The organism is Sphaerisporangium krabiense (assembly GCF_014200435.1).
In the GTDB taxonomy this organism is placed as follows: Bacteria; Actinomycetota; Actinomycetes; order Streptosporangiales; family Streptosporangiaceae; genus Sphaerisporangium; species Sphaerisporangium krabiense.
On the sequence record NZ_JACHBR010000001.1, the window covers coordinates 5558366 to 5584277 of the forward strand.

Annotated in this window: 19 protein-coding genes; 11 read left to right on the plus strand and 8 right to left on the minus strand. The window is 73.6% G+C overall.

The genetic code is table 11. The features are described from left to right. Positions 1–9: 9 nt before the first annotated feature. From BJ981_RS24385 to BJ981_RS24395, 3 genes are all read right to left on the minus strand, one after another. Positions 10–4257 (minus strand): HAMP domain-containing protein, encoded by a 4248-nt coding sequence (locus BJ981_RS24385; protein WP_184614076.1) that lies wholly within the window; start codon positions 4255–4257, stop codon positions 10–12. Between the two features lie 152 nt (positions 4258–4409). After that, positions 4410–5150, minus strand: a complete 741-nt coding sequence (locus tag BJ981_RS24390) for a 3-keto-5-aminohexanoate cleavage protein (RefSeq protein WP_184614079.1) — start codon at positions 5148–5150, stop codon at positions 4410–4412. Positions 5151–5172: 22 nt separating this feature from the next. Then, positions 5173–6987: an AMP-dependent synthetase/ligase gene (locus tag BJ981_RS24395; RefSeq protein ID WP_184614081.1), complete on the minus strand. Its 1815-nt coding sequence runs from the start codon at positions 6985–6987 to the stop codon at positions 5173–5175. A gap of 160 nt (positions 6988–7147) precedes the next feature. Between BJ981_RS24395 and BJ981_RS24400 the strand changes: the two genes are divergently transcribed. The 7 genes from BJ981_RS24400 to BJ981_RS24430 all read left to right on the plus strand — a co-directional run bounded on the left by BJ981_RS24400 (position 7148) and on the right by BJ981_RS24430 (position 13485). Continuing rightward, positions 7148–7915, plus strand: a complete 768-nt coding sequence (locus tag BJ981_RS24400) for a metallophosphoesterase family protein (RefSeq protein ID WP_184614083.1) — start codon at positions 7148–7150, stop codon at positions 7913–7915. A gap of 96 nt (positions 7916–8011) precedes the next feature. Further along, on the plus strand, positions 8012–8449 hold the full coding sequence (locus tag BJ981_RS24405; RefSeq protein ID WP_184614084.1) for an SRPBCC family protein: 438 nt from the start codon (positions 8012–8014) through the stop codon (positions 8447–8449). Next, a complete protein-coding gene (locus BJ981_RS24410; protein ID WP_184614085.1) occupies positions 8446–9648 on the plus strand; it encodes an ArsA family ATPase in 1203 nt (400 codons plus the stop codon). Before BJ981_RS24405 ends, BJ981_RS24410 begins: the two co-directional genes overlap by 4 nt. Further along, a complete protein-coding gene (locus BJ981_RS24415; RefSeq protein ID WP_184614086.1) occupies positions 9648–10448 on the plus strand; it encodes a hypothetical protein in 801 nt (266 codons plus the stop codon). The genes BJ981_RS24410 and BJ981_RS24415 overlap by 1 nt, the downstream gene beginning before the upstream one ends. Before the next feature lie 36 nt (positions 10449–10484). Continuing rightward, positions 10485–11429, plus strand: coding sequence for an ROK family glucokinase (locus BJ981_RS24420; protein ID WP_184614088.1), 945 nt, complete (start codon positions 10485–10487; stop codon positions 11427–11429). 22 nt (positions 11430–11451) lie between these two features. Continuing rightward, on the plus strand, positions 11452–12141 hold the full coding sequence (locus tag BJ981_RS24425) for an endonuclease/exonuclease/phosphatase family protein (protein ID WP_184614090.1): 690 nt from the start codon (positions 11452–11454) through the stop codon (positions 12139–12141). A 123-nt stretch (positions 12142–12264) separates the two neighbouring features. Then, a complete protein-coding gene (locus BJ981_RS24430) occupies positions 12265–13485 on the plus strand; it encodes a hypothetical protein (protein WP_239138961.1) in 1221 nt (406 codons plus the stop codon). A 28-nt stretch (positions 13486–13513) separates the two neighbouring features. Here BJ981_RS24430 and BJ981_RS24435 read toward each other — a convergent pair whose 3' ends face one another. Further along, positions 13514–13972 carry a hypothetical protein gene (locus BJ981_RS24435; RefSeq protein ID WP_184614092.1) on the minus strand — a complete coding sequence of 153 codons (459 nt, stop codon included), beginning with the start codon at positions 13970–13972 and terminating at the stop codon, positions 13514–13516. 132 nt (positions 13973–14104) lie between these two features. Further along, a complete protein-coding gene (locus tag BJ981_RS24440; protein ID WP_184614094.1) occupies positions 14105–14866 on the minus strand; it encodes an alpha/beta hydrolase in 762 nt (253 codons plus the stop codon). Between the two features lie 223 nt (positions 14867–15089). On the opposite strand from BJ981_RS24440, the gene BJ981_RS24445 reads away from it, so the two are divergent. Beyond that, positions 15090–15800, plus strand: coding sequence for a lysophospholipid acyltransferase family protein (locus BJ981_RS24445; RefSeq protein WP_184616380.1), 711 nt, complete (start codon positions 15090–15092; stop codon positions 15798–15800). A 56-nt stretch (positions 15801–15856) separates the two neighbouring features. After that, complete coding sequence (locus BJ981_RS24450; RefSeq protein ID WP_184614096.1) at positions 15857–16384, plus strand: YceI family protein; 528 nt, start codon at positions 15857–15859, stop codon at positions 16382–16384. Positions 16385–16402: 18 nt separating this feature from the next. On the opposite strand, the gene hypF is transcribed toward BJ981_RS24450, so the two are convergent. Both hypF and BJ981_RS24460 read right to left on the minus strand, forming a co-directional pair. Further along, on the minus strand, positions 16403–18769 hold the full coding sequence (gene hypF / locus BJ981_RS24455) for a carbamoyltransferase HypF (RefSeq protein ID WP_184614098.1): 2367 nt from the start codon (positions 18767–18769) through the stop codon (positions 16403–16405). A 66-nt stretch (positions 18770–18835) separates the two neighbouring features. After that, a complete protein-coding gene (locus BJ981_RS24460; protein ID WP_184614100.1) occupies positions 18836–19867 on the minus strand; it encodes a LacI family DNA-binding transcriptional regulator in 1032 nt (343 codons plus the stop codon). 323 nt (positions 19868–20190) lie between these two features. Between BJ981_RS24460 and BJ981_RS24465 the strand changes: the two genes are divergently transcribed. Then, positions 20191–21642 (plus strand): MFS transporter, encoded by a 1452-nt coding sequence (locus BJ981_RS24465; RefSeq protein WP_239138960.1) that lies wholly within the window; start codon positions 20191–20193, stop codon positions 21640–21642. Here BJ981_RS24465 and mmuM read toward each other — a convergent pair. Beyond that, positions 21618–22502: a homocysteine S-methyltransferase gene (mmuM, locus tag BJ981_RS24470; RefSeq protein ID WP_184614103.1), complete on the minus strand. Its 885-nt coding sequence runs from the start codon at positions 22500–22502 to the stop codon at positions 21618–21620. The two genes, BJ981_RS24465 and mmuM, sit on opposite strands and share 25 nt — an antisense overlap. A 256-nt stretch (positions 22503–22758) precedes the next feature. On the opposite strand from mmuM, the gene BJ981_RS24475 reads away from it, so the two are divergent. Further along, entirely contained in the window at positions 22759–25893 is a 3135-nt protein-coding gene (locus BJ981_RS24475; RefSeq protein ID WP_184614104.1) for a DEAD/DEAH box helicase, read from the plus strand. Positions 25894–25912: the final 19 nt, after the last annotated feature.

Sequence of the window (25912 nt, forward strand, 5' to 3'; positions counted from 1 at the left end):
CCCGCACGGTCAGAGCCGCAGCCAGCGCTGCATGCGGTCGATGAGCTCCTCGGAGTCGACGGGCTTGGTGACGTAGTCGCTGGCGCCGGAGGAGAGGGTCTTCTCGCGGTCGCCGTGCATGGCCTTGGCGGTGACGGCGATGATCGGCAGGCTGGCGAAGCGGGGCATCTCGCGGATCGCGGCCGTCGCCGCGTAGCCGTCCATCTCCGGCATCATGATGTCCATCAGCACCAGGTCGACGTCGTCGTTGCGCATCAGCATCTCGATGCCCTTGCGCCCGTTCTCGGCGTAGAGCACCTGCATGCCGTGCAGCTCCAGGATGTTGGTCAGCGCGAAGACGTTGCGCACGTCGTCGTCGATGACCAGCACCTTGCGGCCGAGCAGGCCGCTGTCGACCTTCTCGACGTCGCGCGGGGCCTCCTCGAGGGTGGCCTGCACCAGCGGCAGGACGTCCCCGGGCCCCGTGGCCGACAGGTGCAGCGTGATGCGCTCGCGCAGCTCGTCCAGGCTGGGCAGGCGCTCCAGCGGCTGGGTGCGGGACCGGCCCTGCAGCAGCTTCTCCTGGTTGTGGGTCAGCTTACGCGTGTGGTGGGCCAGCACCGGCAGCGTGCGCAGCACCGGGTCGTCGTCGAGCCTGCGCAGGAACTCGGCCGCCGCGTCGTGCGGCATGCCGAGGTCGAGCACGATGCAGTGGTAGTCGGCCGCGGCGAGCGCGGCCATGGCGCTGTCGGGGTCGCTCGCCGTGGTCACCCGCACCGCGCCGTGCGTCACCGACAGGTCGGCGACCACGCTCTGCGCCAGCAGCGACAGCAGGCCGTTGGCCCGGCCCTCCACGACCAGCAGCCTGCGGCCCTGCTCGCCCGGCGCGGTGTCCGGCGGCACGGGGGCCGGCAGCTTGATCGGCTCGCGGAGCAGGATCTCGGGCACGGCCGGCGCGGCGGCCACCGGGCGGGCCTCGGCGGACGGCTGCTGGGCGAAGCCGTTCATCGGCAGGTACAGGCTGAACGTGCTGCCCTCGCCGAGCGTGCTCACCGCGCGGATCTCGCCGTTGAACAGGGCGGCGATCTCGCGGCTGATCGACAGGCCGAGCCCCGTGCCGCCGTACTTGCGGCTGGTGGTGCCGTCGGCCTGCTGGAAGGCGTCGAAGATCTGCGACAGGTTCTCGTCGGCGATGCCGATGCCGGTGTCGGTGACGTGGAAGACCAGCGCCTCCTGCGGCGGGCCGCCCTGGGGCTCCAGCGTGCCGCGCTCGACGCGCAGCTCGACCGACCCGGCCTCGGTGAACTTCACCGCGTTGGACAGCAGGTTGCGCAGCACCTGGCGCAGGCGCTGCTCGTCCATGAGGAGCTGGGTGGGGACGTCCGGGGCGATCCGCACGTCGAACCGCAGCCCCTTCTCGGTGGTCATCGGGCGGAAGGTGGCCTCGACGTAGTCCAGGAGCTGGCGCAGGTGGAACGGCTCCAGCGTGAGGTCCATCCGGCCCGCCTCGATCTTGGACAGGTCGAGGATGTCGTTGATGAGCTGCAGCAGGTCGGTGCCCGCCGAGTGGATCACGTTGGCGTACTCGACCTGCTTGGCGGTCAGGTTGCGCGCGGGGTTCTGGGCGAGGAGCTGGGCCAGGATGAGCAGCGAGTTGAGCGGGGTGCGCAGCTCGTGGCTCATGTTGGCCAGGAACTCGCTCTTGTACTTGGAGGCCAGCGCGAGCTGCTGCGCGCGTTCCTCCAGCTCCTGGCGGGCCTGCTCGATCTCGATGTTCTTGGTCTCGATGTCGCGGTTCTGCTGGGCCAGCAGCTCCGCCTTCTCCTCCAGCTCGGCGTTCGAGCGCTGCAGCTCCTCCTGCCGGACCTGCAGCTCGGTCGCCAGGCGCTGCGACTCGGCCAGCAGAGCGTCGGTGCGGGCGTTGGCGACGATCGTGTTGACGTTGACGCCGATCGTCTCGACGAGCTGTGCGAGGAACGCGCGGTGGACCTGGGTGAAGTTGTTGAGGGAGGCCAGCTCGATCACGCCGAGGACCTGGTCCTCCACGACGATCGGCAGCACGATCAGGCTGACCGGGCCCGCCTGCCCGAGGCTGGAGGAGATCGTGAGGTAGCCGGGCGGGACGTCCTCGACCAGGATCGTCCGCTTGGCCAGCGCCGCCTGGCCCACCAGCGAGTCGCCGAGGGAGTGGCGGCGCGCGACCTCCTGGTGGCCGTAGGTGCCGACCACGCGCAGCTCGGTGCCGCGCGAGGTGTCCTCGGCGAGCAGGAACGTGCCGTGCTGGGCCAGGACCAGCGGCGCCAGCTCGTTCATGACCAGCTCGGCCACGACCGCGAGGTCCCGGTGGCCCTGCATGAGGCCGAAGATGCGGGCCAGGTTGGTCTTCAGCCAGTCCTGCTCCTCGTTGGCTCTGGTGGTCTCGCGCAGGGACTTCACCATGGAGTTGATGTTGTCCTTGAGCTCGGCCACCTCGCCGGAGGCGTCGACGGTGATCGAGCGGGTCAGGTCGCCGGAGGTCACCGCGCTGGTGACCTCGGCGATCGCGCGGACCTGGCGGGTCAGGTTCCCGGCCAGCTCGTTGACGTTCTCGGTCAGGCGCTTCCAGGTGCCCGACACGCCCTCGACCTCGGCCTGGCCGCCCAGGCGGCCCTCGCTGCCCACCTCGCGGGCCACGCGGGTGACCTCCGCCGCGAACGAGGAGAGCTGGTCGACCATCGTGTTGATCGTGGTCTTCAGCTCCAGGATCTCGCCGCGGGCGTCCACGTCGATCTTCTTGGTCAGGTCGCCCTGGGCGACCGCCGTGGTGACCTGGGCGATGTTGCGCACCTGGCTGGTCAGGTTGTTCGCCATGGAGTTGACGTTGTCGGTGAGGTCCTTCCAGGTGCCGGCGACGTTCGGCACCCGCGCCTGGCCGCCGAGCTGGCCCTCGGTGCCGACCTCGCGGGCCACGCGGGTGACCTCGTCGGCGAACGCGCTCAGCGTCTCCACCATCGTGTTGATCGTCTGGGCCAGCGCGGCGACCTCGCCCTTGGCCTCGACGGTGATCTTCTGCGAGAGGTCGCCGCGCGCCACGGCGGTGGCGACCTGCGCGATCGAGCGGACCTGGCTCGTCAGGTTGGAGCCCATGACGTTGACGTTGTCGGTCAGGTCCTTCCAGGTGCCCGACACGCCGCGGACGGTGGCCTGGCCCCCGAGGTTGCCCTCGGTGCCGACCTCGCGCGCCACGCGGGTGACCTCGTCGGCGAACGCCGAGAGCTGGTCGACCATCGTGTTGATGGTCTCCTTCAGCTCCAGGATCTCGCCGCGGGCGTCCACGCGGATCTTCTGCGACAGGTCGCCCTTGGCGACGGCCGTGGTGACCTCGGCGATGCTGCGGACCTGCGCGGTCAGGTTGTCCGCCATGACGTTCACCGACTCGGTGAGCGCCTTCCACGTGCCCGACACGCCCTTGACGTCCGCCTGGCCGCCGAGGCGCCCCTCGGTGCCGACCTCGCGGGCCACGCGGGTGACCTCGTCGGCGAAGGAGGAGAGCTGGTCGACCATCGTGTTGAGGGTGTTCTTCAGCTCGAGGATCTCGCCGCGCGCCGAGACGGTGATCTTCTGCGAGAGGTCGCCGCGCGCCACGGCGGTGGCGACCTGCGAGATGTTGCGGACCTGGTCGGTGAGGTTGCCCGCCATCGAGTTCACCGAGTCGGTCAGGTCGCGCCAGGTTCCGGCCACCCCGGTGACCTGCGCCTGGCCGCCCAGCCTTCCGTCGGTGCCGACCTCGCGGGCCACGCGGGTGACCTCGTCGGCGAAGGAGGAGAGCTGGTCGACCATGGTGTTGATCGTGTTCTTCAGCTCGAGGATCTCGCCGCGCGCCGAGACGGTGATCTTCTGCGAGAGGTCGCCGCGCGCCACGGCCGTGGTGACCTGGGCGATGCTGCGGACCTGGTCGGTGAGGTTGCCCGCCATGGCGTTCACCGAGTCCGTCAGGTCCTCCCAGGTGCCCGACACGCCGGGGACCTCGGCCTGGCCGCCGAGCTGCCCCTCGGTGCCGACCTCGCGCGCCACGCGCGTCACCTCGGAGGTGAACAGCGAGAGCTGGTCGACCATGCCGTTGAAGACGGTGGCGATCTCCTTGTAGAGGCCGTCGCCGTCCTCGGGGAGCCGCGTGCCGAAGTCGCCGTCGCGGACGGCCGTGAGCCCGGCCAGCAACTGGCGAAGGTCGACGTCCGGGCTTCCCGTCCCGCCGCGGGAGGGTCGCCCGCGTTTGGCCGTGCTCACGTTCTCCACCATGACCACCTTTGACAATCCGGGCCTCAACACCCCGTCACGCCATCGTATAGAGGCGATTCCGGTGCGATGAGGGCTCGGCGGGCAGCTCCCGGGCCGGTCGCTGCCCTGGGCAGGCCAATCTAACCTTGTGGGGAACGGGGCCCGCGCCCGGCCTACCCCTGCGCGGAGCGGGCGAGCGCGAGGCGGACCAGCTCGGCGTTGCCGCTCACCGGCTCCCCGGACGGCCCGTGCAGGACGTCCTCCAGGCCCATGCGCCCGGGCAGCCCGCGGCGCACCGCCTCCTCCAGCAGCGGCCAGGCCGCCGTGCCCTCGCCGTGCAGCAGGCGCGGAGCCGTCAGGCCGAGGGCGTCGAGCCCGTCCAGGACGCGCGCCGCCTCCGGCACGGCGTCCTCCGCGGACGCGTCCATGATCTCGACGAGCACGCGCATGACCCGGCCGGCCAGACCGGAGGCCGCCAGCTCCTCGGCGTCGTCCCGCGACCACACCCCGGCCTCCACGCCCACGCCGGACCCCAGCACGGCCACGGCCAGGTCGTGGAACCCCGGCTCCGAGACGTTGCAGGAGGCGAAGTCGGGCCGTTCCTCGTCGGGGAGCGACGCCCACGCGCGCACCGCGCGCAGCCGGGCCTCCACGTCGCCGCCGGTGATCCACAGGCCCGTGGAGACGCCCACCGGCAGCCCCGGCACGGCCCTGCGGATCGCGGAGACGGCGGCCCCGACCGCCGGGGCGTCGAGCGTCTCCAGCCCGCCGGCGTCACGGGGATGGGCGTGGACCGCCGACGCTCCCTGCGCGGCCACGGCGCGGGCGTCGTCGGCCAGGTCCTGAGGAGTGAGCGGCAGCGCGGGATGCTCGCCCGGCGCGCGCCCGCCGTTGAGGGATGCCTTCAACCACACCCGGCCACCGTACCGGGGACGCCTATGCTCGGGTGTCCACCGCGTACAGATTGTCGATGTCCTTGCCGAAGTCCCGCACGACGAGGTTGCGCTTGACCTTCAGCGAGGGGGTGAGATGTCCGCTCTCCTCGGTGAAGTCGGTGTCCAGGATCACGAACTTCTTCACCTGCTCGGCCTTGGAGACCAGCGTGTTGGCCTCGTCCACCGCCGACTGGACCGCGGCCACGACGGCGGGGTCGGAGGCGAGCTCGGCGAGCGAGGCCCCCTGCCTGCCGTTGGCGTTCTTCCATTGGCCGAGCGCCTCGGGGTCCAGCGTGACCAGCGCGGCCACGTAGGGACGGTCGTCGCCGACCACCATGGCCTGGCTGACCAGCGGGTGGGCGCGGATGCGGTCCTCCAGCGGGCCGGGCGCGACGTTCTTGCCCGCCGCGGTGACGATGAGCTCCTTCTTCCTGCCGGTGATGCGCAGGTAACCGTCGGAGTCCAGCTCGCCGACGTCGCCGGTGTGGAACCAGCCGTCCGCGTCGACGGCCTCGGCGGTGGCCTCGTCGTTGTTCCAGTACCCGTCGAAGACGTGGCGGCCCTTTACCAGCACCTCGCCGTCGCCGGCCACGCCGATCGTCACGCCGGGGAACGGCTTGCCCACCGTGCCGATCTTGTTGGCGCCGGGGATGTTGACCGTCGAGGGCGCGGAGGTCTCGGTGAGCCCCCACCCCTCGAAGACCTCGATGCCCGCGCCCCTGAAGAAGTGGCCGAGCCGCTCGCCGAGCGCCGACCCGCCCGACACCGCGGCGGTGAGCCGGCCGCCGGTGGCCGCGCGCAGCTTGGCGTACACGAGCCGGTCGTACAAGGCCCGCCGCAGCCGCAGCCCGGCGCCCGCGCCGCCCGAGCTCTCCGCCTTACTCCACGCGATCGCGGTGGCCACCGCGCGGTGGAAGATCGCGCTCTTCAGCCCGCCCCCGGCCGCGGCCTTCTGCTCGGCCGCGTTGTAGACCTTCTCGAACACCCGCGGCACGCCGAGCAGGAACGTCGGCCTGAACGCCGCGAGGTCGGGCGCGACGTTCTTCATGTTGGGCGTGTGGGCGAGCACCGTGCCGGTCTCCACGAGCACGACCTGGATGAGGCGGGCGAAGCTGTGCGCGAGCGGCAGGAACAGCAGCGCGGCCCGGTCGTCCTGCTCGAACAGGGCCTCCAGCGGGCCCGTGGCGACGTTGCGCGCGGTGAACAGCAGGTTGTCGTGGGTGAGGCGGCAGCCCTTGGGGCGCCCGGTCGTGCCGGAGGTGTAGATGATCGTGGCCAGGTCGCGGCCGCTGCGGGAGGTGCGGCGCTCCTTCAGCGTCTCCTCGGGCACGTCGGCGCCGCCCGCGGTCAGCCGCGAGAACGCGCCGCCGTCCACGCACCAGATCGACGGCTTGTCCGGCAGGCCGGCGACGGCCCGCGTCACGACCTTTTCGTGCGCCTCGGTCTCGACGATGACGGCGGTGGCGCCGCTGTCGGAGACGATCCAGTTGACCTGGTCGGCGGAGGAGGTCTCGTAGATCGGCACGCCGACCCCGCCCGCCGCCCAGATGGCGTAGTCGGCCACCGTCCACTCGTAGCGGGTGCGCGACATCAGGGCCACCCGGTCGCCGGGGCGCACCCCCGCGTCGATCAGGCCCTTGGCGACCCCGGCGACCTGGTCGCGGAACGCGGCGGCGGTCACCGGGACCCAGGCCCCGCCGTCACCGCGGCTGATCACCACGGCGTCCGGTTCCTGCTCGCCTCGGGTGAAGACGGTGTCGGCGCAGTTGGCGGACGCCGGGACGTCCACCAGCACGGGAACGCTGTACTCGCGCACGTTCAACTCCTCTGGCGGGCCGCCGGTAGTTCCGTCACAGACGCCTTAAAGGGCGAATCCACGCTATCAGTGTCATCCGTCGGGTAACCCTGTCGTGAGCAACGTGTCGCTCACCCGGCCAAGCGGTAGGTAGGCCGCCGGCGCGTCTACGATGTCCGTCATGCGGGTGCATGTCGTCAGTGACGTCCACGGGCGCGCCGACGCCCTGGCCCGGGCCGCGGACGGCGCCGACGCGCTGGTCTGCCTGGGCGACCTTCTGCTCTTCGTCGACTACGCCGACCACTCCCAGGGCATCTTCCCCGACCTGTTCGGCGCCGAGCGCGCCACCGAGTACGTCCGGCTGCGCGCCGCCGGACGCCTGGACGAGGCGCGGGACATGTCCGCCGCGCTGTGGCAGGACCTCGGCGGCGACCCGCGCGAGCACATCGAGCGCGCCGCGCGGGAGCAGTACGCCCGCCTGTTCGCCGCGATGCCCACGCCCGCCTACCTCACCTACGGCAACGTCGACCTGCCCGCCCTGTGGGCCGACTACGTCAGGGACGGCCACCACGTGCTCGACGGCCAGACCGCCGAGATCGGCGGTCTCACCTTCGGGTTCGTCGGCGGCGGCCTGCGCACCCGCTACCGCACCCCGAACGAGGTCGACGACGAGGAGTTCGCCGCCAAGGTCCGCGCGGTCGGCGCCGTGGACGTCCTGTGCTGCCACATCCCGCCCGCCGTCCCCGGCCTGCTGTACGACGTCGTGGCGCGGCGCTTCGAGCGGGGCAGCCAGGCCACCCTGGCCGCCATCCGCGAGACCCAGCCCCGCTACGCGCTGTTCGGCCACGTCCACCAGCCCCTGGCGGCCCGCACCCGCATCGGCCGCACCGAGTGCGTCAACGTGGGCCACTTCCGCGGCCGGGGAAGCCCCTTCGTCCTCGATCTCTGATCCCCGGCCCCCGGCCCCTCCGGCCCCGGCCTTCCGCGCGGGCGGCGCGGCCCGGCGCGCGCACGTCCGCGGGCGCGGAACGAGTACGGTAAGCCCATGGCTGATCGCACCATCTCCAGCATCACGATCGCGGCCGATCCGACGGCCATCGTGGCGGTCATCGCCGACTTCCCCGCCTACCCCGAATGGGCCGGTCAGGTGAAGGCGGCGAAGATCCTTTCGGTGGGCGAGGACGGCCGTCCCGAGACCGTACGCTTCGCCCTCGACGCCGGGATGATCAGCGACGAGTACACCCTCGGCTACACCTGGCGCGGCGACGAGGCCGTCGACTGGCACATCGTCGAGCCCGGCAAGATGCTCTCCGCGCTCACCGGCGCCTACCGCCTCACCCCGGCGGGGAACGGCACCGAGGTCACCTACGAGCTCGCCGTGGACCTGAAGGTCCCCATGATCGGCATGGTCAAGCGCAAGGCCGAGAAGGTCATCGTCGACACCGCGCTCAAGGGCCTCAAGAAGCGCGTCGAGGGCCGATGAGCGCGGCCGGCGGCGCCGGGGCGGCCGGCCCCAGGATCCTGCTGTTCACCGGCAAGGGCGGCGTCGGCAAGACCACCGTCGCCGCGGCCACCGCCACCCTCGCCGCCCGCCAGGGGCGCAAGACGCTCGTGGTCTCCACCGACACCGCGCACTCCCTGGCCGACGCGCTCGGCGTGCCCGGCGCCGGCGAGCCCGCCGAGATCGCCCCGAACCTGTACCTCCAGCAGGTCGACACCCAGCGCGCCCTCGAGCGTCACTGGGGCGACCTGCGCGACTACGCCAGGGGAGTGCTCGCCGAGCTCGGCCTCGACGAGATCACCTCCGAGGAGCTGACCGTCCTGCCCGGCGCCGAGGAGGTCATCGCCCTGCTGGAGCTGCGCGAGCAGGTCGGCACCGGCCGCTGGGACGTCATCGTGGTCGACTGCGCCCCCACCGCCGAGACGCTGCGCCTGCTCGCCCTGCCCGAGGCCCTCGACTGGCACGTCAACCGCCTGCTGCCCGCGGGCCGCAGGCTGCTGCGCGCGCTGGCCCCCGTGATCCGGCACGTCGCCAGGCTCAGCCTCCCCGAGGACACGGTCGTCACCGCGGGCGAGCGGCTGCACACCGGGCTCATGGGCGTGCGCGACCTTCTGACCGGCGACAACGCCTCCGTGCGCCTCGTGCTCACCCCCGAGGCCGTCGTCGTGGCCGAGGCCCGCCGCACCTTCACCTCCCTCAGCCTGTACGGCTACCGGGTGGACGCCGTCGTCGCCAACCGCGTCTTCCCCGACACCGGCTCCGACCCCTGGCGGCGCGGCTGGGTGGAGTCCCAGGCGCGCCACCTGGCCGCCGTCCACGAGTCGTTCGCGCCGTTGCCCGTCCACACCGTCCCCTACCTCCCGGCCGAGCCGATCGGGCCCGAGGCCCTGGCCGCGCTGGCCGGGGAGCTGTACGGCGAGGCGGACCCGTTCGCGCCGCCGTCCGGCGAGCCGCCGCTGGTGATCCGCGCCGACGGCGAGGTGCACGAGCTCAGCCTCGCCCTGCCGCTGGCCGGCCGCGACGAGGTGGGCCTGGCCAGGAAGGGCGACGAGCTGATCATCACCGCCGGGTCCTACCGCCGCGTGCTGGCGCTGCCGGCCGCGCTCGCCAGAAGATCGGTGCACGACGCGGCGCTCCGCGACGGCCGCCTCCGGGTACGGTTCGAGGCAGGAGGGGCCTGATGACGGAGATGAACGACAACACCGGCGGCGCCGTGCCCGGCGGGCGCGACGACCGTGAAGAGTGGCTGAGGAGCCGGGACGAGGAGCGGCGCGCGGAGCGCGACTCCGCCACGGACCCGGCCAGGGACGCGGGCCGGTACATCGGCTCGGACGCCGGCCCTGACGGCGGTTCCGGGACGGGCCGCGACGCCGTCGGGGACCCGGGCAGGGATACGGACAGAGATACTGACAGGGACACGGGCAGGGACACGGGCTGGGACACCGGCCTGGACTCGGCCGCCGGGTGGGCGAGGGACGCCGCGCTGGGCGCGGCGCGTGACGTCGCCCGCGAGGTGCCCGACGCTCTGGGGTCGATGGCGGGCGAGGCGCGCAAGCTCTTCGACTCCCTGCAGCAGCGGGTCGGCCGCGAGATCGGCAAGGGCTTCGTGAAGGGCGGCGTCAGCGGCCTCGGCCAGGGGCTCGGCCAGGCGTTCGGCGGTGGCGGCGGCGCCCGCGCGCACGGCGGCGACGTGTGGGGCGAGGCCGTGAGCGGGCACCACGACGACGAGTACATCTGCCGGGCCTGCCCCGTGTGCCGGCTCAAGGCGGCGCGGCGCGAGGCCGGGGGCGACGTCGGCGACCATCTGGTGGCGGCGGCCGGCGAGCTGTTCGCCGCGTTCCGCCAGGCGGTGGACGCCGTCGCGCGGACCGCCGAGCCCGGGCGCACGCACGCCCAGGGCCGCCAGGGGGGCGCGGGCGGCTCGGCAGGGGGCGCAGCAGGGGGCACGGACACCCGGGTGGAGCACATCGACCTGGGCTGAGGGCCCGGTGGCACGCCCCGGGGGAAGGGAAGAGACATGGCGCTGACGATCGGCGTCGACGTCGGTGGCACGAAGATCGCCGCCGGGGTCGTGGACGAGGACGGCCGCATCGTGGAGGACCTGCTGCGGCACACGCCCGCCGAGAGCCCCGACCAGGTCGCCGACACGATATCCGAGGTCGTGCTGGAGCTCGCGGGCCGTCACGACGTCGAGGCCGTGGGAGTCGGCGCGGCCGGGTTCGTCGACGAGACCCGGTCGATCGTCCGCTTCGCCCCGAACCTCGCCTGGCGCGAGGAGCCCTTGCAGAAGAAGGTCGCCGAGCGGGTCGGGATGCCGGTCGTCGTCGAGAACGACGCCAACGCCATGGCCTGGGGCGAGTACCGCTTCGGCGCCGGACGCGGCGAGAGCCACGTCGTGTGCGTCACGGTCGGCACCGGCATCGGCGGCGGCCTGGTCTTCGACGGCGCCCTGTACCGGGGACGCTGGGGCATGGGCGCCGAGATGGGGCACATGCAGGTCGTCCAGGGCGGGCGGCTGTGCGGCTGCGGCAACCTCGGCTGCTGGGAGCAGTACGCCAGCGGCAACGCCCTGGTCCACGAGGCCCGGGTGATCGCCGCCGCCGACCCCGGGCGCGCCGCCCGCATGCTGGAGCTGGCCGGCGGCTCGGTGTCCGACATCGAGGGCGAGCACATCACCGACGCCGCCCGCGAGGGGGACGAGGCCGCGCTGGCCGCGTTCTCCTCCCTGGCCGGCTGGCTCGGCCAGGGCCTGGCCGACGTCGCCGCCGTGCTCGACCCCGGGTGCTTCATCCTCGGCGGCGGCGTCTCGCGCGCCGCCGACCTGTGGCTGGACCAGGCGCGCACCGCGTTCCTGAGCGCCCTGACCGCGCGCGAGCACCGCCCGCACCCCGACCTGCGCGTGGCCGAGCTCGGGCCCTCCGCGGGGCTGGTCGGCGCGGCGGACCTGGCGCGGCGGCCCTGAGGACCCGCGTCCGGAGCACGTCATGATCCGCGTCGGCACCTACAACGTCCGGTCGATGTACGACGACACGGCGGCGCTGGCGCGGGTGATCACGGCCATGGCCCCGGACGTCCTGTGCGTCCAGGAGGCCCCGCGCTTCGGCCGCTGGCGGCGCAGGCGCGCCGAACTGGCGCGCTCCGCTGGCCTGCGCGTGGTCGCCGGCCGGCGGTTCGGGGGTGTCGCGGTGCTCGCCGCCCCCGGCATCCGCGTCCTGCACGCCGAGAGCCACCTGCTGCGCCCGTTCGCCGGGCTGGAGCGGCGCGGGGTCGCCATGGCCGTGGTCGCGCACGCGGGCATGCGCGTCACCGCCGTGTCGGTCCACCTGGACCTGCACGCCGCCGCGCGCCTGTGCCACGCCGTCGAGATCATGCGGCTGGTGCGCCCCGTGTCCCTGCGGTACGGCGCGCCGGTGGTCATCGCGGGCGACCTCAACGAGCGCCCCGGCGACCCGGTGTGGGCCTACCTGACCCGCGGCCTGGCCGACTGCTACGCGCTCGCGCCGCGCGGCGAGGGGCTCACCTACTCGGCGCGCGAGCCGCGCGACCGCCTGGACGCCGTCCTGGCCGGGGAGGGGCTCGCGGTGCGGTCCTGCGGCGGCGTCGAGGCGCCGGTCGCCGACCTGCGGGCCGCCAGCGACCACCTGCCGGTCGTCGCCGAACTCGCCACCCGCTGAGGCGTTCCGCCGCCGCGCCGGCCGGCGTCGGCATGGGGACGGGCGGGCCGAGTTCAGGTGACCTTTCGGTCAACACTGGCGTACCTTACGCGCACGTGATGACGGGACACGTACGATTTGGTCATGTCCCGCCGCCTGTCGCGGCGTGCCCTGCCCTTGTGCGTGTTGCTGACCGGCGTGCTGACCGGTGGATTCCTGCGCGCCACATCCGCGGCGCACGCCCACGTCGACCCGGCCCGGCCGCACGCCGCCGACCGGTCGCCGTCCGCGCTGCTCCAGCAGTCGGCCACCGCGCGCCTGAAGGCCGACGCCTCCCTGTCCGACGTCGCCGGCCTGTCCCCGAACGACATCTGGGCCGTCGGCCAGGAGGACGTCTGGGAGGCGTGGCAGAACCGCAGCGTGATCACCCACTGGGACGGCTCGGCGTGGACCGAGGTCGGCATCCGCAACGACGCCTCCGGCGCCGGGCACCTGCGCTCGGTCGCCGCCCCCTCCCCGCGCGAGATCTGGGCCGTCGGCGACGGGCACGACGGACTGCCGTACGTCGTGCGCGGCGACGGCTCGGCCTTCGACCGCGTCAGCGTGCCCCAGTTCGGCTCCACCGACTGGGTCGGCGGCGTGACCGCCGTGCCCGGCCGCGCGGTCGTCGTGGGCAGCCGCGGCAAGCACCCCCTCATCGCCACCGCCACCTCCGCCGGCTGGACGGTCAGCGAGGGCGAGGAGAACGGCACCCTGTACGGCGTCGCGCTCACCCGCAAGGGCGACCAGGGGTGGGCGGTCGGCGACGACGGCACCCGGCCGGTGATCATGCGCTTCGACGGCGACACCTGGGACCCGATGCCCGTTCCGTCCATCGATGGCGGCTTCCTGCGCGACGTCGCCGTGGACGGCCCCAAGAAGGCCGTCGCCGTGGGCGGCGTCTACCGCGACGGGGAAGAGGTCGCCCCCCTCGTGCTCACCTGGAACGGCAAGCGGTGGAGCCGGGCCGATCTCCCGGTGCGGCACGCCGAGCTGTACGGCGTCGCCGGGGACGGCAAGGGGCGCTTCTGGGCCTCCGGCTACGACCCCGACCACGCGGGCCAGGCGTTCCTGCTGCGCGGTACCGGCTCCTCGAACGGCTCCGCCTGGCGCGTCGTGCGGGGACGCCCCGCCGCCGCGCCGCGCACCATGCGGCTGCAGGCCGTCACCCACGTCGGCGACCTCACCCTCGCCGTGGGGCACGTCGTCGACGCCGGCGAGCGGTACACCGACGCCGTCGAACGCTTCCGGCCGGACACCACCAAGGGCGGCTCCTCGGACGGCGCCGGCACGCCGCGGCCCCAGACCTCGCCCGTCCAGCGGTGACCGCGCGGCTCAGGGGCGGCCGGGACGGTCAGATGACCGCGCCGTCGTCCCAGCCCGAGTCCGGGGGAGGGCCGTCGCCCATGCGCACGATCAGCGCGACGAAGCCGCCGATGAACGCGGCGATGGCCGCGAAGATGATCCAGCCGTCCATCGGCCACGTCAGCAGCGCGGCGAGCAGCAGGTAGGCGGGGCCGCCGAACAGCGCCAGCCAGGCGATCTTCGTGCCCGGGTCCATCTTGGGCAGCGGCGGAGGGGGAGGCGGGATGTAGTGATCGTCGTCGTCCTCCGGCGGCGCGAGGGGACGCTCGTCACCGGTCTCCTCGCGGGCCTCCACGGGGGGCCGGGCCGTCACGGCCTGGGGGGCGTCCTCGGCCGGGACGTTCTCGCGGTCCGGCCAGGGCTGGGCGGCCGAAGGGGCTTCGGCGGTCTCGTTGAAGGAGGCGACGATCTGACGCCAGACCTCGTCCTCATCGCTCTGCGGCGTCACCGGTCACTTCGATTCGTCCAATGCTCATGATCATGACTGGTCGGCTGGTGCTGATCGCGTTACCGGCCCGGCTCCGCCGCCGGCGGCCCGGCGCGGAGGTCCGCCGCCATGCCGCCTCGCCGTGAGGGCCGGTCAGTCTCTTTGCAAGGGTACCGAGGCGTGGATCCTGATGAATTCGAGGCTGCCCTCGAAGATCTCGGGGGCATCGTTGTCCAGAGTCGCGACGTGGTAGCTGTTGACACATTCACGCACCGTCAGGTTGTCGCCCAGCGTCTCGCTCAGCAGCTTGACGCTCGCGGGCTTCACGACATGGTCCTCCGGGCTGTGGTAGACGAGCACGGGCTGGGTCACCGCGCCGAGCTCCGACCGCACCAGCGACCACAGCCGCGGCAGGGTGGCGGCGGCGCTCACCGGAGTGCGGGTGTACCCCAGCTCGGCCACCCCCTCGCGCTTGATGTCGCCCGCCACGCCCGCCACCGAGGCCACCACGAACTTCAGCACCGGCGCCAGCCTCAGCAGCGGCACGTCGTTCACGATGGACGGGTTGACGATCACCAGGCCCCGCACCAGCGGCCCATGGACCTCCGCGAGCCGCAGCGCCATGCACCCCCCGAGCGACAGGCCCATGACGAAGACCTCCGCGCAACGCCCCCGCAGGGACTCGAAGGCACGCTCCAACTCGGCGTACCAGTCCTCCCAGCGGGTGCGGTTCATCTCCTGCCACGTCGTGCCGTGACCCGGCAGCCGGGGGAGCGACACCGTCAGGCCCGCCGCCGCCAGGTACTCCGCCCACGGGCGCAGCGACTGCGGGCTGCCGGTGAAACCATGACAGAGCAGGACGCCGATCTGGCCGCCATCGTGCTCGTACGGCTCGGCGCCCGGCATGAGCGGCATGACGTTTCCTTCCTGTCCCCACCCTGACACGCTCGCCTGATCGTCGCACGTTCCCGGCTCCGCCGCGAGATCCGTAAGCTCGGTGTCGCGGTTGAGGGGCTCGCAAGTGTAGGTCCGGTGCGCCGGGCATGCGAAGATGACGCCACGCCGCGGCACACCGCCGTGATCGTCAAGAAGGCCCGACGACGCCGGACCGGCCGGAGCCAGAGGAGAGGTGCCCCGCGTGTTCTACTGGGTGGTCAAGGCCGTTCTCGGCCCGTTCCTCCATCTCCTGTTCCGTCCCTGGGCGGAGGGGAAGGAGAACGTCCCGAGGCACGGCCCGGCGATCCTCGCCGGCAACCACCTGTCCTTCGCCGACCACTTCTTCGGCCCGCTGCCGCTGCCGCGCAAGGTCATCTCGCTCGGCAAGGCCGAGTACTTCACCGGCAAGGGCGTCAAGGGCTTCTTCACCCGGCTCTTCTTCACCGGGGTCGGCACCGTGCCGATCGACAGGTCCGGCGGCAAGGCCAGCGAGGCGGCGCTGCGCACCGGCCTGCGCGTGCTGCGCGAGGGCGAGCTGCTCGGCATCTACCCCGAAGGCACCCGCTCGCCCGACGGGCGGCTCTACAAGGGCAAGACCGGCGTCGCCCGGCTCGCGCTGGAGTCCCGCGTCCCGGTGATCCCCTGGGCCATGGTCGACACCTTCGAGATGATGCCCCCCGGCCGGCCGTTCCCCAAGTTCGGCATCCGCCCCGGCGTCCGCTACGGCAAGCCGCTCGACTTCTCCCGCTACTACGGCATGGAGGAGGACCGCCTGGTGCTGCGCGCCGTCACCGACGAGATCATGTACGCGCTCATGGAGCTGTCCGGCCAGGAGTACGTCGACAAGTACGCCGCCAGCGCCAAGGTCGAACTGGCCCGCGCCGCCCGGCGAGCCGCCCAGTCCTCGTCCTGACCCGGCCCGCGCGCGACCGGCCCTCGCGGGGGTACTGGAGGAAGGATCCCCACGAGGTGAGTGAGGCGATGACCGAGCGGTTCGCGATCTCGCCGGCGCGGTCGAGGATCGGCTTCGAGGCGAGCAGCAGCGTCCATCCGATCCACGCCGAGGCCGACGGCGTGACCGGCCACGTCGAGGGCGCCTTCACCGGCGGCCTCCTCGACCTCGCCACCACGCCCCGGATGAGCCTGGAGCTCCCCGTCGAGCGCCTGCGCTCGGGCAACGCCCTGTACGACGGCGAGCTGCGGCGGCGGGTCGACGTCCGCGCCCACCCGCACGTCGCCGGCGAGTCCACCGACGTGACGGCCCTGCCCGGCCCGGGCCGCTACCTGGTCCGCGGCCGGCTCTCCTTCCACGGCGTCACCCGGCCCGCGGAGGGAGAGATCACCATCTCCGCACCGGACGACCACACGCTGCTCATCGAGGGCGAGCAGGTCTTCGACATCCGCGACTTCGGCCTCCAGCCCCCACGGGTGCTGATGCTCCGCGTCCACCCCACGGTCCGGGTCCGCGTCCACCTCGTCGCGGAACGAGAGCGATAGCGGCGGCGGGGACACCGCTCACCCGAGGTGGCCGAGGGCGGAGGCCACCGCCGCCTGGCCGAGGCTGATGCCGCCGTCGTTGGGCGGGACGTTCCTGTGGGTCAGGACGGTGAAGCCGCGCTCCTCCAGCCCGGCCGTCGCCGCGGCGACCAGGCGCGCGTTCTGGAACACCCCGCCGGACAGGGCCGCCACGCACAGCCCCGTCTGCTCGCGCACCCGTGCGCATCCCTCCACGATCAGACGGGCCACCCCGTTGTGGAAGCGCGCGGCGACCACCCCCGGGTCCGTGCCCGCCCCGAGGTCGTCCACCACCGCGCGCACCAGGTCGTGTCCCGTCGCGACGAACATCTCCTCCCCGCCGTCCACGCGCCCGGCTCCGGCGATCCGGCACGGGTACGCGCCCGCCTCGCCGGGGACGGCGGCGCGTTCCAGTTCGACGGCGGCCTGCCCCTCGTAACCGGCCGTGTCGCGGCCGACGACGATCGCGGCGACCGCGTCGAACAGGCGCCCGGCACTGGAGGTGAGCGGGGCGTTGACGCCGCGCGCGGCCAGCGCGGTCACCGCGTCCCACCGCGCCGCGTTGCGCGCGCGCACCGCGAGGCCGGCCGTCCCGGCGTCTCCACCGGAGGAGCCCCGCCGCCCGCCCTCGGGAACGCCCGCCGAGAGGTCCGCGAGGTAGGCGGCCGCCATGCGCCAGGGCTGGCGGATCGCCGCCGCGCCGCCCGGCATGGGGACCGTGGCCAGGTGACCGGCGCGCCGGAACCCGGTCAGGTCGGCGACCAGGAACTCCCCGCCCCACAGCGTCCCGTCCAGGCCGTATCCGAGGCCGTCGAAGGCGACCCCGATCACCGGGCCCGCGGCGCCGTTGTCGGTGAGGCACGACGCGACGTGCGCGTGGTGGTGCTGCACGGCGACCGGCTCGGCGTCCTCCCGCTCCAGCGCGTACTTCGTCGACAGGTACTCCGGGTGCGGGTCGTGGGCCACGATCTCCGGGCGGATGCCGAAGAGCCGCTCGAAGTGGCGCACCCCCTCGGTGAACGACCGCAGCGTCTCGTGGTTCTCCAGGTCCCCGATGTGCTGTGACACGAACGCGTGCCGCCCCCGCGCCAGGCAGAAGGTGTGCTTCAGCTCGGCCCCGCACGCGAGCACCGGGCGCCGTGCCGCGCGCACCAGCGGGGACGGCCGGGGGACGTGCCCGCGCGACCGGCGCACCGGCAGCTCGCGCCCCCGCACCACCCGGACCACCGAGTCGTCGGCGCGCGCGCGGATGGCGCGGTCGTGGAGGAGGAAGGCGTCCGCCAGGCCGCCCAGCAGGGACAGCGCGTCGGCGTCCAGGTAGGCGATCGGCTCGTCGGACACGTTCCCGCTGGTCAGGACGATGGGCTGCGGGAACTCGCGCAGGAGCAGGTGGTGCACAGGGGAGTAGGGCAGCATGACCCCGAGCGTCCGCTCGCCCGGCGCCACCGAAGGGGCGATCGTGGCGGCGTCGCCGCGTCCGCGCAGGAGCACGATGGGGCGGCGGGGGGCGATGAGCAGCCGTTCCTCCTGCCGGTCGATCCGGCACAGCCGGTGAGCCGTCGCCAGGTCCGGGACCATCACCGCGAACGGCCGTTCCGCGCGGCGCTTTCTCGCGCGCAGGGCGGCCACCGCCTCCTCCAGGTCGGCCCGGACCGCGAGGTGGTAGCCGCCGATCCCTTTGACGGCCGGCACGCCGCCCCGGCGCAGGACGTCCGCCGCCCCCGCGATCGGATCACCGGCGGCCTCGGCCCACTCTCCCGCCCGCCGCGCGTCCTCGCCTCCGGCCGCCACGAGGAGACGCAGGCGGGGGCCGCAGGCCGGGCAGCACACCGGCTGGGCGTGGAAGCGCCGGCTCGACGGGTCGTGGTACTCGGCCGCGCACGCCGGGCACATGGCGAACGGCGCCATCGTCGTGTCCGCCCGGTCGTACGGGGAGGCCGTGACGATCGTGAACCGCGGCCCGCACGCCGTGCAGTTGACGAACGGGTACGAATACCGGCGATCGGCGGGGTCGAACAGTTCGCGCAGGCAGTCGTCGCAGGTGGCGACGTCGGGGGAGATGAGCGCGCGGCCCTGGTCGCGGCCGGTGCTCGGCACGATGCGGAACCCGGGCTCGCCGGTCACCGGGAGCGGGCGCGCGGTCACCCGCTCGACGCTCGCCAGGGGAGGCGGCCGGTGCCGTACGGCGTCCATGAACGCGGCCACGGCCTCCGGGTTCCCCTCGACCTCGATCAGCACGCCGCGCTCGTCGTTGCCCACGACGCCCCGCAGGCCGAGCCCCGTGGCGAGCCGGTGCACGAAGGGGCGGAACCCGACCCCTTGGACGATGCCGTCCACCCTGACCTCGACCCGCGCGCACGCCCCCACCCGACCAGTCTCGAATGGGCTCTGACCAGGGACAACGACCGGACGGCCCGCGTGTCGCGCCGCGGGTCACATCGCGCGGGTCGACTCGCGGGGGACCAGTTCGGGCTGGAAGACGATCTGCCGGTGGGCGTGGGTCTCGGGGTTCTCGCACTCGTCGATGAGGAGCTCGGTGGCGACGCGGCCCAGCCTGCCGGTGGGCCGGCGGACCGAGCTCAGCGAGACGGCCGAGGCCGCCGAGAGGTCCACGTCGTCGTAGCCGATCAGGGCGACGTCCTCGGGGACGCGCACCCCCGCGCGCAGCAGGCCGCGCAGCAGGCCGAGGGCGAGCGCGTCGTTGGCGCAGAAGATCGCGTCGGGGAGGTCGTGCCCGGCCAGCAGCGTCTCGGCGGCCCGCCGTCCCGCCGGGGCGTCCATCGCCGCCACCTCGATCACCTGGAGGGCCGTGCCGGAGTCCGGCCCCGCCGCGCCGACCGCGTCGGCGGCGCCCCTGCCCCGGTCGCGGCACCGCCGGATCGCGAGCGGGCCGGTGACGTACGCCAGGCGGGTGGCGCCGGCGGCCATGAGGTGCCCGGCCGCCATGTGACCGCCGGAGAAGTCGTCCACGGCGACCCAGCACTGGTCGGGGCGGCGGACCCGGTGGTCGACCAGGACGACATGGATGCCGCGGTCGCGCACGACGTCCAGGCGGCGCGGATCGTCGCCGGACGGCGTGATGATCAGCCCGCGCACCCGCTGCTCGGCGAAGACGCGCAGGTTGCGTTCCTCCCTGGCCCGGTCGCCCGCGGAGTTGCCGAGGATCACCGCGTAGCCGCGCTCGCTCGCCGTCGCCTCGACACCGGCGGCGACGCCCGTGCAGAACGGGTCGGATATGTCGGTCAGCGCGAGGCCGATCGTCCGGCTGTGGCCCGCGCGCAGGGTGGAGGCCGAGCCGTGCCGGACGAAGCCGAGCTCGCTGATCACCTGCTCGACGCGGGAACGCGTCCTGGCCGCGACCTTGTGGGGACGGTTGAGCACGTTGGACACGGTTCCGGGGGAGACGCCGGCCTGCGCGGCGACCTCCTTGATGCTGACCGGCCCCGCGGCACTCCCCGTGGTCATCCGGACCCCTTCCGTGTTCGGGCGTTCATTAAAACGTGCGACCGCCGACCGGCGCCAGAGCCCAGGGGGAAACACCGATCCCGCCGCCGGACCCGCGCCCCGCCCCTGGTGACGCGGCGGACGGATGGCGTTCGCGCGGGCGGGGGAGCGGGGTGATCCGGTGGCTCAGGGGTGTGCCGGGGTGCGGTGTGAGGGGGGTTGTCCGGTGGCTTGGGGGGTGGTGCGGGTGAATGTGGGGGTGTACCCGGAGGTGGGATGATCTGACGGCGTCTGTATCGTCGTGCGTGTTCTTGATCGTCAAGCGAGCATCGGAGGGCCCGCACGTGACCGCATCCCCCTCGGCCACGGGGCCCGAGGCGCCCGCGAAGAGGTCCGGCATGGTCGTCGCGGTGCTCGCGTTCTGCGGGATCGTCGTCGCGCTGATGCAGACGCTCGTCGTGCCGCTGATCCCGGACCTGCCGCGCCTGCTCGGCACCTCCGCCTCCGACGCCTCCTGGGTGATCACCGCCACGCTGCTCGCCGCCGCCGTCTGCAACCCCGTCAGCGGACGGCTCGGCGACCTGTACGGCAAGCGCCGCGTGATGCTGGCCAGCCTCCTGCTCATGGTGGTGGGTTCGGTCGTCTGCGCCGTGTCGAGCGGCCTGGTCCCGGTCGTGGCCGGACGGGTGCTGCAAGGGTGCGCGATCGGCGTGATCCCGCTCGGCATCAGCATCATGCGCGACGAGCTGCCGCCGGAGAGGCTCGGCTCGGCGATGGCGCTGATGAGCGCGACGCTCGGCGTCGGCGGCGCGATCGGCCTGCCCCTGGCCGCGTTCGTCGCCGAGCACGCGAACTGGAAGACGCTGTTCTGGATGTCGGCGGGCCTCGGCGCCCTCAACATGCTGCTGGTGCTGCTCCTGGTCCCGGAGTCGCCGCTGCGCGCGGGCGGCCGGTTCGACGTGCCGGGCGCGATCGGGCTCACGGCCGGGCTGTCGTGCCTGCTGCTGGCGATCAGCAAGGGCGGCGACTGGGGCTGGGGAAGCGGCGTGACGCTGGGCCTCTTCGCCGCCGCGGCGGTGATCCTCACCGGCTGGGCGCTCATGGAGCTGCGGGTGCGCGACCCGCTCGTGGACCTGCGGACGACCGCCCGCCGTCAGGTGCTGCTGACCAACCTGGCCTCGGTCCTCATGGGCTTCGCGATGTTCGGCATGTCGCTGGTGCTGCCGACGCTGCTGCAGAGCCCCCGCGCCTCGGGATACGGCCTCGAGCTGACCCTGTTCCAGGCGGGTCTGTGCCTGGCGCCGGGCGGGCTGATGATGATGCTGCTCTCACCGCTGTCGGCCGGCGTCTCGCGCCGGTGGGGGCCGAAGATCGCGCTCATGCTCGGCGCCCTGGTCATCACCGGGGGGTACGCCGCCGCGCTGGGGCTGATGGGCTCGGCCTGGGAGGTGGTCCTGGCCTCCTCGGTGATCGCCGCGGGCGTGGGGCTGGCGTACTCGGCCATGCCCGCGCTGATCATGACGGCCGTGCCCGCGTCGGAGACGGCGGCGGCCAACGGGCTGAACGCGCTCATGCGGTCCATCGGCACCTCCACCGCCAGCGCGGTGATCAGCGTCGTCCTGGCCCACATGACCGTCTCCCTCGGGACGTTCACGCTGCCGTCGCTGCGCGGCCTGCAGGTCGCGCTCATCGTGGCCGCCGGGGCGGGGATACTCGGCCTGCTGATCACCGGCTTCATCCCGGGGCGCGGACGCTCCGCCGCCGGTAGGCGTCAGGACAGGCTCGCCCGGATCTGACGGATGTGCTCGGGCGTCGTACGGCAGCAGCCGCCGATCAGCGTCGCCCCCGCGTCCCGCCACTCCCGGGCGGCCGCGCCGAACTCCCGCGGGTCGGCGAGCCCCAGCCAGCGGCGCCCCTCGGCGTCCCAGGTCTCCCCGGAGTTGGGGTAGACCACGATCGGCGAGCCGGTGACGTGCCCGATCAGGCTCTTGACGTGGCTCGGCGCTGTGCAGTTCACGCCGACGCCGACCACCTGGGTGTTCCCGGCGAACAGCTCCGCGCACGCGGACAGCGGCGTCCCGTCGCTGATGCGCTCGCCGTCACGGCAGGAGAAGCTCACCCACGCGTTGACGTTCGGGGTCTCCTCGAGCAGCCGGGCGATCGCGCGCGCCTCGGTGAAGGACGGGATCGTCTCGCACGCCAGCAGGTCGGCCTGGCTGTCGGCGAGCACCTCCCAGCGGGGGCGGTGCCAGGCGAGCAGGCCCTCCTCGTCGAGGTCGTAGTCCCCGGTGTACTCGGCGCCGTTGGCGAGGCTCGCGCCGTACGGCCCCACGCTGGCCGCCACCAGGCCGCCGCCCACCTCGTCCCTGGCCTGCGCGGCGAGTTCCACCGACAACTGCAGCAGCGCCTGGACCTCCTGGGCGACGTGCCCCCGGCGCATCAGGGCCGGGAAGCTCGCCTGGTAGCTCGCCGTGGTCGCCACGTCCGCCCCGGCGGCGAAGAAGTCGCGGTGGGCGCGCAGGATCGCCTCGGGGTTCTGCAGCAGCAGGCGGGCGGACCACAGCTCGTCCCGGAGGTCGCAGCCGAGCGCCTCCAGATGCGTGGCGAGACCGCCGTCGAGAATCAGGACGTCGGTCTCATCAAGCTCGGAACTCACGCATATACCCTATGTGGGGGCTGGTCACTCTTCGGCCACGCGGGACCCGCGAACCACGACCCGCCGCTCACCTACCGTCGCTGACCTGGGCATATGCCATCGCGACCGGCACGGCCACGAGAGGCGCGGCGGGCGGGCGCGCGCCGCGGACCCTGGCCGGGAGGTACGGTGCGGTGGCCGGAAGGCGCGTAACACCGGCGCGCCGGGAGCCGATCTGGTAGGACGGCCGGTCGAGCGGGGAGACGGGGGTGGCCGAGTGCTCGTGGTCCACGGTGCCTGGACCAACGGGGGCCCACTGCTATGGGCGGAGGACACCTCCGCGCGCGGGGCCGCCGCGGCGGGGGACGAGATCGTGCGCGGGGGGTCGTCCGGGCGGGCGCGCGCAGGACGCCGGGGAGTGCGGCCGCATCCGTTCGCGGCCGGGGCGGGCCTGCTCGCCGCGGCGCTGGGGGAGGGCGCCGCCGGGGCCGTTCCGGCCGAGACCACGCTGCTGTTGCCGGGGTCGGCCAGGGAGCCGGTGCCCTCGCCGGAGTCCGGTCTCGACGGCGCGGCCCGCGGCGCCCGGATCTCGCCGTGGATAGTCCCGGCGCTCGCCTTCCCGGCCTCGGGCGCGCTCGCCCTGCTGGAACGCCTGTCCTCGCCCCTTCCCGGCGAGCCGGGCGCGCCGGAGTGGGGGCCCGGCGCCGCGCTGCGCTACCTCGCCGTCGTGGCCGAGCACGCCGAGGCCCTGGTCAGGCGGGGCCGGGTGCTGCCCCAGCTCGTCATGGAGGACGGCGCGCACGCCGCCCGCTGGGTGCCGGTGATCACCGGGGCCGACGCCACCGCCTTCCGCGAGCTCGCCGCCGCCATGCCTCCGGTGTGCCGGGCGGCCGTCGAGGAGCGTCCCTCCTCCGAGGTCCTGCGCGCGGCGCTCGGCGCGCTCGCCGACGCCGCGACCCGCCGGGCGCTCCCGGACAGGCTGCTGCGCGGCAACCGCGGCGGGCCGAAGAGCCCTCTCGCGGAACGCTGGCTGTTCGCCCTCACCCGCGAGGACCCGGCCCTGCCCGGCGCCGGCGCGCGCGAGGCCGCGGACCTCGGCGACGCGCTGCGCGGCTGGCTGGAGTCCGCCCACGACCTGGAAGGCCCGATCCGCGTCTGCTTCCGCCTCTCCGAACCCCGGCCCGGGCCCGGCCAGGAACCCGGAACCGAGGCGGGCGCAGGGGACGGGACCGGCGTCGCGGCGGGAGCCGGGGCCGCGAGCGACGGTGACGCGTGGGAGTTGGAGTTCGCGCTCCAGTCCGTGGACGACCCCAGCCTGTACGTTCCCGCGTCGCTGCTGTGGGACGGCACGCGCGTCCCCGGCCTGCCCCGCCGGCCCGACGAGACGCTGCTCGCCGGGCTCGGCCGCGCCGTGCGCCTCTGCCCGGAGCTGCACACGGCGCTGCGCGACCCCCGGCCGTCCCGCATGATCGTGGACACCGCGTGGGCGTTCGGATTCCTGCGCAGGTCCGCGCCCCTGTTGCAGGCCGCGGGGTACGGCGTGCGGCTGCCCGCGTGGGCCGGGCGCAAGGGGCTCGGCCTCAAGCTGACCACCCGCTCGCGCGGCTCCACGCCGGCGCGGGCCGCGTCGGGGCAGGGGTTCGGCCTCGGCGAGCTGGTGGACTTCCGCGTCGACCTGGCCGTCGGCGACCACACCATCGGCGAGGAGGAACTGGAGGAGCTGGCCCGGCTCAAGGTGCCCCTGGTCCGGGTGCGCGGCCAGTGGGTGGAACTGGACGACCGCCAGCTCAAGGCCGCGCTGTCGGTGATGGAGCGGCGCCGCTCGGGCCAGATGACCGTCGCCGAGGTCCTCCAGGAGGTCGTCACCGGCGGCGACGAGGAGCTGCCGCTCGTCGAGGTGGACGCCGACGGCGCGCTCGGCGACCTGCTGTCCGGCGAGGCCGACCGCCGTCTCACCCCGGTCGCCACCCCGGCCTCCTTCAACGGCGCCCTGCGCCCCTACCAGGAGCGCGGCCTGTCGTGGCTGGCCTTCCTGTCGCGGATCGGGCTCGGCGGGATCCTCGCCGACGACATGGGGCTCGGCAAGACGGCCCAGACGCTGTCGCTCATGCTGGAGGAACGCGCCGCCGGGCCCGTGCCGCCCACGCTGCTGGTCTGCCCGATGTCCCTGCTGAGCAACTGGCAGAAGGAGGCGGCGCGGTTCGCGCCGTCCCTGCGGGTCTACGTCCACCACGGCGGGACGCGCGGGCGCGGTGAGGAACTGGACGCCGCCGTGGCGGGCGCCGACCTGGTGGTCACCACCTACGGCACGGCGCTGCGGGACGCCGAGGTCCTGCGGGGGTTCGCCTGGGGCCGGGTGGTCTGCGACGAGGCGCAGGCGATCAAGAACAGCGGCGCCCGGCAGGCGCAGGCCGTCCGCTCGATCCCGGCGGGCACCCGGCTCGCGCTGACCGGCACCCCGGTCGAGAACCACCTGGCCGAGCTGTGGTCGATCATGGAGTTCTGCAACCCCGGCCTGCTCGGACCGGCCAAGCGGTTCCGTGAGCGCTACCAGGAGCCGATCGAGGCGCGCGGCGACGAGCAGGCCGCCCATGCGCTCAAGCGGGCCACCCAGCCGTTCGTGCTGCGCCGCCTCAAGACCGACAAGACGATCATCTCCGACCTCCCCGAGAAGCTGGAGATGAAGGTCTGGTGCACGCTCACCCCCGAGCAGGCCAGCCTCTACCAGGCCGTCGTCAACGACATGCTCACCAAGATCGACCAGAGCGAGGGCATCGAGCGGCGCGGCAACGTGCTGGCCACGATGACCAGGCTCAAGCAGGTCTGCAACCACCCCGCCCACCTGCTCAAGGACGGCTCCCGGCTCGCCGGCCGCTCCGGCAAGCTGGCCCGGCTGGAGGAACTCGCCGAGGAGATCGTCGAGGAGGGCGACAAGGCGCTCGTCTTCACCCAGTACGCCGAGTTCGGCGCCCTGCTCCAGCCCTACCTCGCCGCCCACCTGGACCGCCCCGTCCTCTGGCTGCACGGCGGGCTGCCCAAGAAGCGGCGCGACGAGCTCGTCGAACGCTTCCAGCACGACGACGACCCGATGATCTTCCTGCTGTCGCTGAAGGCCGCGGGCACCGGGCTCAACCTCACCGCCGCCAACCACGTGGTCCACGTCGACCGCTGGTGGAACCCGGCCGTGGAGGACCAGGCCACCGACCGGGCCTTCCGCATCGGGCAGACCAGGAACGTCCAGGTCAGGAAGTTCATCTGCGCGGGCACGCTGGAGGAGCGCATCGACGAGATGATCGAGCGCAAGAAGGCGCTGGCGGAGAGCGTCGTCGGCGCCGGCGAGGACTGGATCGCCGACCTGACGACCGAGCAGTTGCGCGAGCTGTTCCGGCTCGGCCCCGAGGCGGTGAGCTGAGGTGCGGCCGGTGACCACG